The sequence below is a fragment of the Acinetobacter sp. NBRC 100985 genome (genome assembly GCF_000241225.1).
Taxonomy (GTDB): domain Bacteria; phylum Pseudomonadota; class Gammaproteobacteria; order Pseudomonadales; family Moraxellaceae; genus Acinetobacter; species Acinetobacter venetianus.
Map to the genome: position 1 here is coordinate 14,695 of NZ_BAEB01000031.1, position 14,680 is coordinate 29,374.

Here is a 14,680-nt window from a genome sequence, read left to right on the forward strand (position 1 = left end):
TTGTTGCAGTAATAAAAAACGGCCTAAATCGTTTGATTTAGACCGTTTTCAATTCAGAGCTTAGATTTAAGCTTGATTTGTAAAGTAGTCTTCGCTGAAGTTCATGATGAGGTCAGAACCAGCTTCAACTTTCTTAATGCGGGCTTCTAATTCTGGCAAGATACGAGTAACGAAGTACTGTGCCAATGCAAGTTTGTTTTGATAGAAGTCACCAGATTTGTCTTTCGCAGCAGCAGCAATTTTTGCGAACATATAGCTAAAGCTGAGTAAACCAACTGCATGTAAGTAATCAACAGCAGCTGAGTTCGGGAACTCAATATTTTCAGCAGCTTGCTCAATGATGAATTGAGTAACAGCTTCAACTTCAGTTGCAGCATCTAAAGTTGCATCTTTGATGAAGTTCAAATCAGCATCTAATGTATTTGCAAAATCACGAATTTCAGCGATGTATTCAGCGATGAAAGCACCACCATTCTTAATCACTTTACGACCGATTAAGTCTTGTGATTGAACACCGTTCGTTCCTTCATAGATTTGAGCAATACGAAGATCACGAATACATTGTTCCATACCCCATTCACGAATATAACCGTGACCACCAAATACCATCTGAGCATCTAAAGTTGCTTGGAATGCTGTATCAGTAAGGTACGCTTTTGCAATTGGTGTTAATAGCGCAACGCGGTCATTGGCTTTCTTCACAGCTTCAGCATCAGTTGAGAACTTCGTGATGTCGAGCTGTTGACCAACATACACCGCAAATGCACGAGATGCTTCATTGTTCGCACGAACATTAAGCAACATACGACGTACATCACCATGGACTAAGATGCTATCTGCTGGTTTGTTTGGTGATTGAACGCCAGAAGCACTACGACCTTGTAAACGATCAGTCGCATATTGAGCTGCATTTTGATAAGCAAACTCAGAAGCACCAAGACCTTGGATACCCATTGATAAACGTTCGTAGTTCATCATCACGAACATCGCAGCAAGACCTTCGTTTTCTTTACCAACGAGGTAGCCTTTTGCACCATCAAAGTTCATTACGCAAGTTGCAGACGCTTTGATCCCCATTTTGTGTTCAATTGAACCAGGACCAACAGGATTGCGTTCACCTAAAGAGCCATCTTCATTTACAAGGTACTTCGGTACGATGAATAAAGAAATACCACGAGAACCCGCAGGTGCATCAGGTGTTTTTGCCAATACGAGATGAATGATATTTTCAGCTAAATCGTTGTCACCACCAGTGATGAAGATTTTAGTACCAGTGATGTTATAAGTACCATCTTCGTTGCGTTCAGCTTTAGTTTTAATAATACCTAGATCAGTACCCGCATGAGGTTCTGTTAAGCACATCGTACCTGACCATTCACCAGAGTAGATTTTAGGTAAATAGGTTTCTTTTTGCTCTTGTGAGGCATAGCTATTTAAAGCCATACCAGCACCAACTGAAAGAAGCGGGTAGAGCATGAATGATGGGTTTGTCGCAAATAACATTTCGTCAGAAAGTACCGTCAGCATTTTTGGCATTTCTTGACCGCCCCATTCTGCATCAGCACCTAAGCCGATCCAGCCGCCTTCAGCATATTGACGGAAAGCTTCTTTGAAACCAGCTGGAGTGAATACTTCACCATTTTCCCAACGTGCGCCTTCTTCATCACCCGTACGGTTTAACGGGTGCGTCACGTTTTGAGCGAATTTCGCCATTTCTTCTAAAATAGCTTCAGCAGTTGCAGCATCTACATGAGCAAGTTTCTCATTAGACTGCCAAAATTGTTCTGCTTTAAATACATCATTTAAGATGAATTTCATGTCTGCTAAAGGAGCATTGTAAATTGGCATAATCGTTCCCTTCTACGCACATGTCATGTGCAAAGTGATCAAATAAAACGAACAAATAAATGAATAGTGTAAATTTAGCATTGATTAAACAAAAAAAGGACGGTCAAAACTGACCAGTCCTTTTTCTGTGATGAACGTTGCATCTCATTCTAAACTATGTTTAGAAAGCGAAGTGTTCCGCATCAAGTTCAAACAATGGCGCTACGCCAGTTGAAAGTACGTCTACGTGAGAGCGAACACGTGGCAAGATCTTCTTGAAGTAGAAGCGAGCTGTTGTGATTTTCGCATTGTAGAAGTCAACTTCAGTTGAACCTTCAGCTAATTTTTCTTGAGCAACAAGTGCCATACGAGCCCATAGGTAAGCAAGCGTTACATAACCAGCGAAGTATAAGTAGTCAACCGCAGCTGCACCAACCTCATCAGGGTTTTGCATTGCACGCATACCGATTTGCATCGTGATGTCGCCCCATTCTTTGTTAGCAGCAGCCAATGGCGCGATGAACTCTTGCATAGCAGCATTGTCTTTGTTTGCTTCAACAAATTTATGGATGATCTTGGTAAAGTCTTTCAGCATTGCACCTTGAGTTTGCAATACTTTACGACCTAACAAGTCAAGTGCTTGGATTTCAGTTGTACCTTCGTATAAGCAAGCAATACGTGTATCACGTACGATTTGCTCCATACCGTGTTCAGAAATAAAGCCGTGACCACCAAATACTTGAACACCGTGTTTAGCAGATTCAGAACCAGTTTCAGTTAAGAATGCTTTCGCAATTGGTGTTAACAATGACAAGATGTTGTCTGCAAACTTACGCTCTTCTTCAGTTTCGCCTTTTTCAACGATATCTGCATATTGAGCAAGTAAGTAAACTAGTGCACGACCACCTTCAGCAAATGACTTTTGAGTTAAAAGCATGTTGCGAACAGCTGGGTGAACAATAATTGGATCTGCTTCTTTTTCAGGTGCTTTAGGACCAGAAAGTGAACGCATCGCTAAACGGTCTTTTGCATACGCTAACGCGCCTTGGAAAGAACCTTCAGATGCGGCAAGACCTTGTACAGCCGTACCAATACGTGCAGTGTTCATGAATGTGAACATGCAGTTTAAGCCACGGTTTTCAGGTCCAATTAAGTAACCTTTTGCTTGGTCAAAGTTGATCACGCAAGTTGCATTACCGTGGATACCCATTTTGTGTTCGATAGAACCACAACGTACTGAGTTGCGCTCGCCAACAGAACCGTCAGCATTTACATGGAACTTAGGTACGATGAAAAGAGAAATACCTTTAGTGCCTTTAGGTGCACCTGGTAAACGTGCAAGAACGATATGGATGATATTGTCAGCCATGTCATGCTCACCAGCAGAGATAAAGATTTTCTCGCCAGAGATTGCATAACTACCATCAGCATTTGGTTCAGCTTTAGTACGGATAATACCAAGGTCAGAACCAGCGTGAGATTCTGTTAAACACATCGTACCTGTCCAAACACCTGAAACAAGATTTGGAAGATAAGTTGCTTTTTGCTCATCAGAACCGTGATGTTCAAGCGTACGAACAGCACCGTGAGAAAGACCAGGGTACATACCCCATGACCAGTTTGCAGTACCAACCATTTCAGAGATCGTGATCCCTAAAGAGTTCGGTAATGCTTGACCGCCAAACTCTTCATCAGCAGAAAGAGAAGGGAAGCCTAGTTCGATATATTTTTGATACGCTTCTTTGAAACCTGTAGGCGTAGTTACAACACCGTCATTCCAAGTACAACCTTCACGGTCACCCACTTGGTTTAAAGGAGAAAGTTCATTCTCACAGAAATCTGCCGCTGCTTCTAAATATTGATCAACCAATTCACGGCTTACGGTGCCTTGAAATGCAGGAAGTTTTGCGTAATGTGCTTCAGCATTTAATAATTCGTGCAATACGAACTGCATATCACGTAAGGGTGCTTTGTATTGTGGCATAGCGGGTTCCTCAATACTGGTGAAACCAGAGTTAAAATCTTAGTCAATGATAAATGTGCCCAATTGGCACCATTTTGTACCGCTAATCGTGCAACAAGTTATAGTTCGGTACAAGCTTTTGCAGGTCATTTCTTAGTGACTGCGAAGTCAAAGTTTGTGATTTAACCTGTTTAAGCTCCTAGATTGTAGGTGTTTTTTTTCTAATTTACTTAAACAGCTTGTTGAAAATCGTAAGCAGCTGTGTAAATAAAAAAAGGCGCTAAAAAGCGCCTGTGAGGAAGATGAATATTAGGTTGTAGCGTTTGGCTGACGTTTAAATTGCGATTTATCTGGCGTAAAATGAACTTCACATGTACCTTCGATTACACGATTTTTCCACTGAACATTCACACGTTCACCAATGCGTTTACCCTGACAAGCCTTTTCGATCTGTGCGCGTTGGGCTTGATGTTCTTGACGCATTTGTTCGCGTTGTTCCAATCGTTGTTCACGTTTTTCTTGCCACTCAGCACGTTGCTCTGGTGTAAGCGGTGCACGTTGCATATTATGGCGGTGATGATCGCGATTCATTGACTGTTCTGCTGGCGTTGTCGATTGACAAGCAGCTAAACCTAGAGCAGAACCGAGTAGAGTGGTCATTAATACAAGTTTTGTCTTATTCATTGTTTTATCCAGCGTGATCAGTTGTGATTCGATGGTTAAAGATTAGATAATAAAGATGAAGAAACAATGGAGAGTTTTTTTCGACCATGTTGGTTACAATCCATAAATAGAACAATATTGAGACTCCGCTTTTGAATGTTCGTCGTGTCCCTATCGCCCTACGCTTATTTTTAACGGTACTGCTGACAACTTTGCTGATCGCAACGATTAGCTTAGGTATATTGCATTGGACGATGCAAAAGAACTTTGCTCGTTATGTCGCAGATGTGGAAATGCAGAAGCTAGACCGTTTAATTGCCAATTTAGGCAATGTTTACTCTGTTTATCATGACTGGGGCAATGCGATTCAGGCACAGATTTTACAAATTGAAGGAACTGCGGCGGCAGATGACTATGATCGCTTGTCTCAGTGGTGGTTACGTCGACAGTATGATATTGCATTACAACAACGTTATTTTAATGATCATACCTTACTCAGCTTATCTCCAACATTAGCGCAAAACAGTACAGAAATAAAAAGCCGTCAGATTTTTAATGAAGAAGAACTCAGAATTCTCAAGCAAAATTTGCCTTCGGAATATCAACCTTTTGAAGGCTTGCGCTTTCCTTTAAGTCAAAGCCAATTTCGTTTAAAGAAAGATACAAAAGAGAATAACAAACAAACGAGTCAACTCAATCAGAATAATGAACACGGGAAAAAGCAGTTTGTCGCTATTCCTGATCGATTGGGCTTAAGCTCGCGTCTTTCTTTATATGATAATAGACATCAGTTTATCGTGGGGGAGCCTACAACCGATCAAATTTCTTATCGACCTATTATGGTTGGTCAAGAAATTGTGGGCTACTTAGGCTTGAAGCCTGTGCTTGATCAGGAAGATGCATCCAGTATTAATTTCTTTAGTAATCAAAAGCGCTATTTATTGCTTGTGTATGCCTTAACTGTACTTTCAAGTTTGGTTGCAGCTTTGCTGATGGCAACTTATTTCAAAAAGCCAATTCAGCGTCTGCTCAAAGCAACTTTGGAATTAACTCGAGGTAACTATCAACATCAAGTTGTGATTAAACGAAATGATGAGTTAGGTGATTTATCAAATCAACTGAATCATTTAGCTGATATTCTACATCAGCATGAAGAGTCTCGCCGTCAGTGGGTGGCGGATACTTCACATGAGTTAAAAACACCATTGGCAGTACTGCAAGCTCAAATTGAGGCGATGCAAGATGGGATTCGTAAAGCGACACCTGAGCATTTGGATGCAATGATGCGTCAAGTAAGCAGTTTGAAGAAGTTGACACAAGACCTTGCTGATTTGGCGCAAGCAGATGCTCAACAATTGAAGTGTTATTTCTCAGAAGTTGACCCGTGGGATGTCGTTGTACAAGAGGTTGAAAACTTTAGATCAACCTTTGAACAGCACCAATTAGAGGTTTCTTTATCAGGTGAGGGTGCCAAACTTTCATTAGATCGAGATCGTTTGAAGCAGATTATTGTCAATTTGTTAGGTAACTGTGTTCGTTACACTGAGCAAGGTGGAAAAATACAGATTCACACTCAACAAAATGATCAACAATGGATACTGTATGTTGATGATAGTCCATATGGTCTGAGTGATGAGCAACTGACACGTTTAGGTGAACGTTTCTATCGTGTCGATGATTCTCGTACACGTAGCACAGGCGGTACAGGTTTAGGTTTAGCATTGTCATGTAAATTAGCGCAAGCCTTAGGTGGTTCACTGAGCTTTGATCATTCACCACTGGGTGGATTGCGTTGTGTATTGACTTTTCCAAAAGCAAATTAAATATTGATAGATCCTCTAGTGTTGAGGATGATAAATAGGAAGAACACCATGAAACATATTATGTTGGTTGAAGATGAAGTTGAACTGGCACAGTTGGTTCGTGATTATTTAGAAGCGGCTGGTTTTGAAGTCAGTATGTTTCATGATGGGCAAGATGCGTATACCCAATTTCAGCAACGCAAACCAAGTTTAATGATTCTGGACTTGATGGTGCCTCGTATGGATGGCTTGACCATTTGCCGTAAAGTACGAGAGCAGTCTGATCTACCGATCATTATGGTGACTGCACGTACTGAAGAAATTGATCGTGTTTTAGGTCTAAATATGGGAGCCGATGACTATATCTGTAAACCATTTAGCCCTAAAGAGTTGGTTGCTCGAGTGCAAGCCGTTTTACGCCGTTTAGAGCGTAAAGCTGAACCTGAGCAAAATGACTTATTCCGTATTGATAAAGCGCAACAACGTATTTGGTATCAACAAAAAGCACTGACATTGACGCCAACAGAATTTCGCATTCTAGAATTGTTCTTAGAGCATTTGGGACAAGTGTATTCGCGTGCACAGTTACTCGACCATATTAATCCTGACAGTTTTGATGTTGCGGATCGCGTGATTGATAGTCATATCAAAAACCTTCGTCGTAAGATCTCTGAAGCGGCAGATACGGGTAACCGTCATGAGTGGATTCAGGCGGTTTATGGTGTGGGTTATCGCTTTGAATATCCTGATGAGTAAGTAACTTTGTTTTATCCTGTGGATAACCACAGCGTTATCCACAGAAAATGTGGATAGTTTCTTAAAACTTTTGTAGAAATTATCTACTTTTATGCTCTTTAGATAAAAACAGCAGTTGTCGATTTTTAAATATTACATTACTTTACAAAAGCTTATGGTAGGTGAGAGGGGCTGGTGAAGACATCTACATACCTTGGAAGTTATCCTCTGCATAAGCCTTATACGGTTTAATAAAGCGGTTCATCCCCAGTAGACAGATATTATTTCTTTAGGATTATGGATGAATGATGATAGGCGTATTGTTCTTAACGAGTTGCCAAATTTCATCCATATCCGAATTTGTAACAGCAATACAGCCTAATGTCCAATCCTTGCGCGGCATATATGAAGCGCTACTTGGAAATGAGGTTGCCTGCTTTGGGACAGTGCCATGAATCATCACATCGCCACCTGCAGATTGATTATGTTGTTTGGCATAAGCCGCATCATTTGCGTTGGGGTAGGAGATATGCAGTGACTTGTAGAATGCACTTTCTGAGTTACGCCAATCAATCGTATACGTTCCTTCAGGTGTTTTACCATCACCTTCAAATTGTTTGTGCCCAATTGGATCAAAGCCTAAGCGAATAGGATAGCTTCGGATAACTTCTTGTTGATGTTTCAGTTGTAATAATCTTTGATCTTTAAATACCTCAATCGTGGTGACTGGTTTGTTTTTGTTTAAGCTTTCTATTTCTTGGGCTGAAAGGGCTTGATGTTTCGATGCAAAAGTTGGAATAAACTTTTCATACTTATAAAAAGTAAATCCGCTCAAGATGACAATGATGATAGTTGCAACAACAAGCCCTAATTTCATATTGATCCTCGTAACTTAGGATGAGCAACTTACAGAAACTTCAGGTACATCACTTGGTAAGGGTACAGTGTCCTGTTCAGTTTCCAATTCAAGTTGTCGAGTATAGGGTTGATTAAGCAACTGGAATAAACGTTCAACCTCACTGAAATCCCCACGTTCGGCTTGTTCAATTGCTTTTTGCGCCATGTGATTACGTAAAATATAGTGTGGATTGGCTTGTTGCATGGCTTGGTCTAATGCGAGCGTATCTTGATGTTCACGAATCTGTTGATATTGATGCATAAACCCATCAAATTGACGTAAATCTAAGCAATCATCACGAAGTGCTTTATATTCTTGGTTTTGTAAACGAAGAAAGCTCTGAGTGTAGTCGAGTTGTTCTGTTTGCAAGATTCGCAAGAATGAAAAACTGCAATCTAAGCTATCCTTATGAAAATGAGGAAGCCCCATCTTTTGACATAAACCTTGTCCATAATGTTCTAAAAAAATAGCTTCGAACTGTTCTAAACATTTTGCTAAATCCAGTTTGAATTGTTCTTTTTGTTCAGCTTCAGCCAAAGGAATGAGATTGTTTAACCAAGTCCACAGATTCCAGTGGCCAACACTTGGCTGATTTTGATAGGTATAACGACCTTGGTAGTCTGAATGATTGTTGATCCAATTGGGGCGGAAACGTTCCATAAAACCATATGGGCCAAAATCTAAAGTAGAACCTGTAATATTTAAGTTATCTGTATTCATCACGCCATGTGCAAAACCGACCAATTGCCATTTTGCAATCATAATCGCAGTCCGTTCAATTACAGCTTGAGCAAATGCAAGTACTGGATTTTCAGCTTCTAAACATGCTGGATAATGCCATTCGATGCATTTCTGAGTAAATTCAGCCAATAGCTCAGGTGCATATTGGTTAATCCATTCAAAATGACCTAAGCGAATATGACAATCCGAAGTACGTAATAGCATGGCACCGAGTTCTAAGGTTTCACGCTGTACGCCTTGGCTTGAAGATGTAAATCCGATAGCATGACTTGATGCAACACCAAGCGCATTGAGTGCATGACCTGCCAGATATTCACGAATCACTGAGCGTAGTACAGCACGCCCATCCCCCATACGCGAGTAGGGAGTAGAACCCGCACCTTTAAGATGAAGATCAATCGTTTGACCTTGCGTATTGAGGATTTGTCCAATCAATAGGCCGCGACCATCGCCCAGTTGTCCTGCCCATTGCCCAAATTGATGTCCTGCATAAACCATCGCTAAAGGTGGAAATTCAGCAAAGGTTTTTTGCCCACTACAAATTTCAACCCAGTTCGCTTTGTCTTCTTCACTCCATTGCAACTCATCCGCCAAAGCTTCATTGAAATGACCTGCTTTTGCACCGCGCAAAGGGCTGGGTTGCTGTAGATGATAAAGCTTGGGGTTCAGAGCGTTGTAGCGAGGATTGAATTGCATAACTGAAATATCTTGGGAGGGGAATGTGTTGACTATAACAAATTTTAAGCTGAGCAGCGATGAAGTCCGTGATAGCAAATATGTATCAGTAGACATAAAAAAAGGCCTCATTGTGAGACCATTTTTTATATTGAGTTTATTCAGAAGCAGGTGCTTTTTTAATATTGCGCATCAATGTTTCTAAGCACTCACGATGATGAGCAAGTCTGTGTTCAAGTAATTGGAAATCAACTTTCAGTTTATGATCCATTTGATGAATTTTCTCAGCTACAGCTGCTTTTTTAGCTTGAATTTCTTGCTCTTTCAATTTCGCCCAATCATTTAAGGTATGGGTAAATGCTTCATATTCTTGCGCAATACGTTGCTTCATTTGAACGATGTCAGTATTTACATCGTGCCCATAAATTGCCAAATCTTGTTCAGCATATTTAAACTTCATCGCAAGTTCAGCTTTTTTAATATTAAAGCTTGGAATACGACGTAAGTTTTTAGCTAGACCGAGCTTAGAACTCGTCCAAATCAACCATTTTGTTGGGTCATATTGCCACCATTTTACCCCATTACGATAGTCGTATTGGAAAATGTGGTGGTAATTATGATAACCCTCGCCCCAGGTGAGGATGGCGAGAATAAAGTTATCACGCGCCGTATTTTCATCTGTATATGGACGTTTGCCCCACATGTGGCAAAGCGAGTTGATGAAAAAAGTCACATGATGGCTGATGAATAAGCGAACCAAACCACCTAGAAGTAATACGCCCCAGATGTCACCTACAAGCCAACCAATAGGTAATAAAATACCTGCATGAACCGCAATGACGAGTGGAACGTAATATTTATCTTGGAACATCACTAACTTGTCATTTAACAAGTCTGGTGCATTTTTATAGTTTGGTTCAGCGGCTGGGTAGTTACGTAACATCCAACCCATATGCGCGTACCAAAAACCATTATTAATTGAATAAGGATCTTGGTCGACGTCATCAACATGACGGTGATGTGTACGGTGACCAGAAGCCCAAAACAGAATGCTGTTTTGAACCGCAAATGTACCTGCGATCATCAATAAAATTTTAAGAGGTAAAGCGGCTTCATAAGCACGATGTGCCCATAAGCGGTGATAGCCTGCAGTAATACCTAAACTGCTTATACCCAGTAAGACAAACATGCTAATCCATGCACCCATACTGAAGTCATGATGATAGGTATAGATTGGAATAGAAATTAGTGCAACAATTGGTAGAAATACCAAGGCAAAAATTGCAATCCAATTAATAGGTGCTTTCTTGAGTGGGGCGGAATTCATATCCGGCAGCGCTCCTAATATCCTTGTTTGCACAAGATAATAAAACTAAACGAGATAGCAAAACCAATCATGACGATATATTGCTATGTTATCACTGATATTAGCATGCTCGGATTCATTAGCACTAGTATTATTGTACAGTTGTATCGAAAGAACAGTAACAGAATTCATTTGTTAGCTTGATCAATGAATTAAAAGGTGAAATAAATCAATGTCTGAGCAATTTACCGTGAAAAATCCTATTTTCTCCAAGAAGGCATTTTTTAACAAAACTTTCATATTATCTACTGTTGTGATGCTTGCGGCTTGTCAAAGCCAGCCATCAAGAGTGCAAAAAAATACCTTACAGCCCAAACGAATAACTCAGTTACCGAGTATGCAAGTACGTAAAAGTACTGATGGCGTTCAAGATGTCGATTGGCAAATTACCATGATTCAAAACAAGCGTGCTTTGTTCTTTAATCAGTATCCAAGCTTTTCTCTGAACTCGGTATCAAAATTGGTTTCTGGGCATACGGGATGTAATAACCTTTATGGACGTTACACCTATGACTTTGCTCAAAGAAAGCTTGATTTTGATGTCATGGCGGGGCATTACAGTTGTAATAAGGCTTTAGCTCAAGAGGCGGATCTTATGGATGCAATACAACGTGTTACACGCTTCCAATTTGATGGAACAAATTTATATTTGTTAGATGCTAAAGGGCAGAGATTAATACAAGCACAGCGTAAAAAGTAAAAAGAAAGGCAGAATTTGTTCTGCCTTTCTTATAACTGAAGGTGTTGTAACATCATTGTCGGAACATCTGTAATTAAACCTTGGATACCGAGTTGTTGGAGATGTTTGGCTCGATCAACATCATTCACAGTCCATACGCTGATCTCTAAATTGGCTTGCTGAGTTTGGCGAATGATGTCATCTGTAGCAAGTTGATCTTTCCATCCAATTCGACAACAGCCATATTGATGTGCAAGTTCAATTGCATATTCTCCGACTGGTATTTCGATCAGCAAGCCCCGTTTAAAATGGCTTTGTTGTTGGGCGAGAGCAGCTAAAATTTTGATATCAAAACTGGTAATCGTTGCTGTTTTTTCAAAGCCTTTGAGGTCTTGTTGTAATTGGTGAATTAAGCGTTCGGCAGCAGCCTCATCCGAGACAGCTTTCACTTCAACTTCGATATGCTCAAAGTCAGTTAAGCAATCTAAAACGTGGGGAAGATTAGGGGTGTATTCTTCCAATGCCCACGCATGCCATTGATGGCGATGATCGAATTGTTGTGCTTCAAGTAAATTACAGCTTTCAACATGTTGTGATCTGCCCGTGGTACGAACAAAATCATCATCATGAATCACAACCAATTGGTCATCTTTGAGTTGGCGTACATCAAACTCAACTGCACGTATGCCTAAATCATGCAGGTAACGAAAGCCACCTAACGTATTTTCGGGAGCTTCCCCTCGTGCACCACGATGACCAATAATTTGCATTCGTTATCTGCCTTTTAGCTTATTGTAGGTCAATGCTGTCATTAATATTTTTTTGCCACAGAACTTCACTACCACCTTCGGCACGTTGTAAAGCACGCGAAGCAACAAATAACCAGTCTGATAAACGATTCAATAATTGTAATGCGGTTGCTTGAATATTTTGGTCTCGATTCTGTACAGACATTAATGCACGTTCTGCGCGGCGGCATACGGCACGTGCTTGATGAGCATAACTACAAGCTAAGCTTCCTGACGGTAATATAAATTCTTTGAGCATTGGCAAAGATTCATTCATTTGATCGATTTCTTTTTCAAGAAACTCGATACATACAGGTTGGAGCAGGTGATAGTTTGGAATACACACTTCACCACCAAGATCAAATAACCAATGTTGAATTAGGCTTAGACTTTTATCCCAATCGGTTTTATTTTCAATTTGAGATGCGCTGATTTGTGCTCTTAATACGCCAATAGTTGCATTAAGTTCATCAACGTCACCCAAGGCGGTAATACGCAAATCATCTTTGGCTACACGAGAACCATCTCCAAGACCAGTCGTGCCTGAATCACCTGTACGTGTATAGATTTTGCTTAAACGATGTCCCATTGGGTTTCCTAAAAATAAAAAGGGGATAATGTCGGTCAAAACATTACCCCGAAAATGGAGTTAAGAAAATATTTTTGTTATTTGTTTGCGCGATTAATAACGGAAAGTTACGCCAGCAGAAGCTTGACGACCACCGTTGATGTAATACACACCATTACCGTTATAGGCTGTTTTATAGTTTACATCCCCAATGTTTTCAATATTTGCAAACAGCTTGATCATCGGAATCGGCTGCCAATAAATATTTACATTGGTTGTCACGTAACCAGGATTGGTTGTCGGTGTAGTAGACGGCCAATCAGCAAAGTCTTTTGAATTTGATTTAGCAACTACAGAAGCTGAAACACCATACTCACCATCATCCCAACCTGTTGTAAGCGTTAAGCTTTGGCGTGGGCGGCGGTTTAGATCTTTTTTGGTTTCATCATCTTTTGCTTGTACATAAGCATAAGTTGTACTCAAAAAGAGTTCATCTTGTTGCCATTTGAGGGATGCTTCCCCGCCTGTAAACGTCGCTTTATTTACGTTGATTAATTTATTTCCTTGATAGCTGATAAGGTTATCAACTTTATTTCGGTAAATAGATAAACCAAGGTTGATATTGTAATTTAGCTTTTGATCGACACCAATTTCGTAAGAAAAGCTTTCTTCAGGCTTAAGGTCTGGATTTCCACCCCATGAAATAGCATATAAGTCATTTGTAGTCGGTGCGCGGAATGCAGAGCCAATATTTGCATAAACGCTTGTAAGTGGTAGAACTTGATAGCGAATAGCACCTTGACCAACAGTATGTGTACCAAACTTTTCATTATCTTCAACACGAACGCCAACTTGCGTTTCTAAACCATTACTTTTGTATTGGTGCTGCGCGAAGTAACCAATCGTATCTACTGATTCTTTATATTTAACGTCTTGGCCACCCCAAAGATTTTTAGAGTACACATCACCTTTGATATCTTTATATGTTGAACCCACTAAAATATTCTGAGCAGGCGTCATTTGCCATTTGGTATAAAGCTCAGCTTCTTGTGTAGTACTATAAACGTAGTCTGGAGAGTTATTCTGATTTAAATCATCTTTGAACTGCGATAAACGAGCATGGATAGCTAGATTATCAAGAACATTTGCTCGACCTTTTACGTTGATCACTTCATTTTTAAAGTCTTGAGAAACGAGGTTGCCGTAGTTGTCATAGTCACTATAGCCTTCGTTTTCACTATAATCGACAGAAGCTGCAAATAGCTCTTTTTCAACACCGATTTTTGCGCTATAGCCTTTTTGATCAAAACTGGCTTTTTTATTGTCTTTTGCATCAGTGACTGGTGTACCGTCAGTTTCTAAGCGTTGTCCACGAATTTGAGCATAAAAACCATTTTCAGCGAGATCTGCGCCAACAACTGACTTATACGTTTTATTTTCGCCAATTTCCCCAGTTATGAATGCTGAAGTTTTTTCTGGAGTTTTTGAGATAAGCTGTACTACACCACCAATTGCATCTGCACCATATAGAACTGATGCTGGGCCTTTTAAGACTTCAATTTGTTTAATATCAGTTGTATCAATAAATGGTAATGATGCTGCACCAGATGTATTTGAGTTAAGACGAACCCCATCTCTTAACAGCAATGTATGGTTAGAGTTAGTTCCGCGTAAAAAAATAGAAGCTGATTGACCATAACCGCCGCTTTGTACCATGTTGATTGAAGCATCGGTTTCTAATAGTTGTGGTAAAGAAGCAATTGGCGATTGTTCAAGAATCTTTGGTTCAATAATATTGATACGCGCTGGAACTTCGCTGATTTTCTGTTCACTACGAGATGCTGTCACAACAATCGTATCAAGCGTTGCTGGTTTTTCTGTTGATTGATCTTGAGCAAAAGCAGGTGAAGAAAACCCCATCGCAATAGCGATAGCACCAACTAAACGAGTTGGTTGAAAAACTGTAGACATGATG

The 14,680-nt window shown here is 40.3% G+C and carries 13 protein-coding genes; 4 read left to right on the top strand and 9 right to left on the bottom strand.

Annotation, left to right across the window (positions count from 1 at the left end):
- Positions 1-66 precede the first annotated feature (66 nt).
- Both ACT4_RS11760 and ACT4_RS11765 read right to left on the bottom strand, forming a co-directional pair.
- On the bottom strand, positions 67-1,848 hold the full coding sequence (locus ACT4_RS11760) for an acyl-CoA dehydrogenase C-terminal domain-containing protein (RefSeq protein ID WP_004877291.1): 1,782 nt from the start codon (positions 1,846-1,848) through the stop codon (positions 67-69).
- A gap of 160 nt (positions 1,849-2,008) precedes the next feature.
- On the bottom strand, positions 2,009-3,811 hold the full coding sequence (locus ACT4_RS11765; RefSeq protein ID WP_004877288.1) for an acyl-CoA dehydrogenase C-terminal domain-containing protein: 1,803 nt from the start codon (positions 3,809-3,811) through the stop codon (positions 2,009-2,011).
- Here ACT4_RS11765 and ACT4_RS17325 point away from each other — a divergent pair.
- On the top strand, positions 3,803-3,976 hold the full coding sequence (locus ACT4_RS17325; RefSeq protein ID WP_155598339.1) for a hypothetical protein: 174 nt from the start codon (positions 3,803-3,805) through the stop codon (positions 3,974-3,976). The genes ACT4_RS11765 and ACT4_RS17325 overlap by 9 nt on opposite strands.
- Before the next feature lie 123 nt (positions 3,977-4,099).
- Here ACT4_RS17325 and ACT4_RS11770 read toward each other — a convergent pair whose 3' ends face one another.
- Positions 4,100-4,474: a hypothetical protein gene (locus tag ACT4_RS11770; protein ID WP_007482504.1), complete on the bottom strand. Its 375-nt coding sequence runs from the start codon at positions 4,472-4,474 to the stop codon at positions 4,100-4,102.
- A 131-nt stretch (positions 4,475-4,605) separates the two neighbouring features.
- Here ACT4_RS11770 and baeS point away from each other — a divergent pair, with 131 nt between their 5' ends.
- On the top strand, positions 4,606-6,276 hold the full coding sequence (baeS, locus tag ACT4_RS11775; RefSeq protein WP_007482506.1) for a sensor histidine kinase efflux regulator BaeS: 1,671 nt from the start codon (positions 4,606-4,608) through the stop codon (positions 6,274-6,276).
- Positions 6,277-6,324: 48 nt separating this feature from the next.
- On the top strand, positions 6,325-7,011 hold the full coding sequence (locus ACT4_RS11780; protein WP_004877282.1) for a response regulator: 687 nt from the start codon (positions 6,325-6,327) through the stop codon (positions 7,009-7,011).
- A gap of 274 nt (positions 7,012-7,285) precedes the next feature.
- Here ACT4_RS11780 and ACT4_RS11785 read toward each other — a convergent pair whose 3' ends face one another.
- The 3 genes from ACT4_RS11785 to ACT4_RS11795 form a co-directional block, all read right to left on the bottom strand.
- On the bottom strand, positions 7,286-7,867 hold the full coding sequence (locus ACT4_RS11785) for a murein L,D-transpeptidase family protein (RefSeq protein WP_007482508.1): 582 nt from the start codon (positions 7,865-7,867) through the stop codon (positions 7,286-7,288).
- A gap of 15 nt (positions 7,868-7,882) precedes the next feature.
- Entirely contained in the window at positions 7,883-9,325 is a 1,443-nt protein-coding gene (locus tag ACT4_RS11790; protein ID WP_034605074.1) for a YdiU family protein, read from the bottom strand.
- Between the two features lie 136 nt (positions 9,326-9,461).
- Entirely contained in the window at positions 9,462-10,631 is a 1,170-nt protein-coding gene (locus ACT4_RS11795) for an acyl-CoA desaturase (protein ID WP_007482511.1), read from the bottom strand.
- Between the two features lie 211 nt (positions 10,632-10,842).
- Here ACT4_RS11795 and ACT4_RS11800 point away from each other — a divergent pair, with 211 nt between their 5' ends.
- On the top strand, positions 10,843-11,370 hold the full coding sequence (locus tag ACT4_RS11800) for an META domain-containing protein (RefSeq protein WP_007482513.1): 528 nt from the start codon (positions 10,843-10,845) through the stop codon (positions 11,368-11,370).
- A 29-nt stretch (positions 11,371-11,399) separates the two neighbouring features.
- On the opposite strand, the gene ACT4_RS11805 is transcribed toward ACT4_RS11800, so the two are convergent.
- The 3 genes from ACT4_RS11805 to ACT4_RS11815 all read right to left on the bottom strand — a co-directional run bounded on the left by ACT4_RS11805 (position 11,400) and on the right by ACT4_RS11815 (position 14,676).
- Positions 11,400-12,119: a glycerophosphodiester phosphodiesterase gene (locus ACT4_RS11805; RefSeq protein ID WP_007482515.1), complete on the bottom strand. Its 720-nt coding sequence runs from the start codon at positions 12,117-12,119 to the stop codon at positions 11,400-11,402.
- Positions 12,120-12,138: 19 nt separating this feature from the next.
- The gene (locus ACT4_RS11810) at positions 12,139-12,726 is read right to left on the bottom strand and encodes a cob(I)yrinic acid a,c-diamide adenosyltransferase (protein WP_007482516.1); all 588 of its coding nucleotides are present in this window, start codon (positions 12,724-12,726) and stop codon (positions 12,139-12,141) included.
- Between the two features lie 93 nt (positions 12,727-12,819).
- Positions 12,820-14,676: a TonB-dependent siderophore receptor gene (locus tag ACT4_RS11815; RefSeq protein ID WP_007482518.1), complete on the bottom strand. Its 1,857-nt coding sequence runs from the start codon at positions 14,674-14,676 to the stop codon at positions 12,820-12,822.
- Between the last annotated feature and the right edge of the window lie 4 nt (positions 14,677-14,680).

What these genes read in the sequence shown, in the direction of transcription:
- ACT4_RS11760 (WP_004877291.1), bottom strand. Translation starts at nt 1,848, where the DNA reads ATGCCAATTTACAATGCTCCTTTAGCAGACATGAAATTCATCTTAAAT.
- ACT4_RS11765 (WP_004877288.1), bottom strand. Translation starts at nt 3,811, where the DNA reads ATGCCACAATACAAAGCACCCTTACGTGATATGCAGTTCGTATTGCAC.
- ACT4_RS11770 (WP_007482504.1), bottom strand. Translation starts at nt 4,474, where the DNA reads ATGAATAAGACAAAACTTGTATTAATGACCACTCTACTCGGTTCTGCT.
- ACT4_RS11780 (WP_004877282.1), top strand. Translation starts at nt 6,325, where the DNA reads ATGAAACATATTATGTTGGTTGAAGATGAAGTTGAACTGGCACAGTTG.
- ACT4_RS11785 (WP_007482508.1), bottom strand. Translation starts at nt 7,867, where the DNA reads ATGAAATTAGGGCTTGTTGTTGCAACTATCATCATTGTCATCTTGAGC.
- ACT4_RS11790 (WP_034605074.1), bottom strand. Translation starts at nt 9,325, where the DNA reads ATGCAATTCAATCCTCGCTACAACGCTCTGAACCCCAAGCTTTATCAT.
- ACT4_RS11795 (WP_007482511.1), bottom strand. Translation starts at nt 10,631, where the DNA reads ATGAATTCCGCCCCACTCAAGAAAGCACCTATTAATTGGATTGCAATT.
- ACT4_RS11800 (WP_007482513.1), top strand. Translation starts at nt 10,843, where the DNA reads ATGTCTGAGCAATTTACCGTGAAAAATCCTATTTTCTCCAAGAAGGCA.
- ACT4_RS11805 (WP_007482515.1), bottom strand. Translation starts at nt 12,119, where the DNA reads ATGCAAATTATTGGTCATCGTGGTGCACGAGGGGAAGCTCCCGAAAAT.
- ACT4_RS11810 (WP_007482516.1), bottom strand. Translation starts at nt 12,726, where the DNA reads ATGGGACATCGTTTAAGCAAAATCTATACACGTACAGGTGATTCAGGC.
- ACT4_RS11815 (WP_007482518.1), bottom strand. Translation starts at nt 14,676, where the DNA reads ATGTCTACAGTTTTTCAACCAACTCGTTTAGTTGGTGCTATCGCTATT.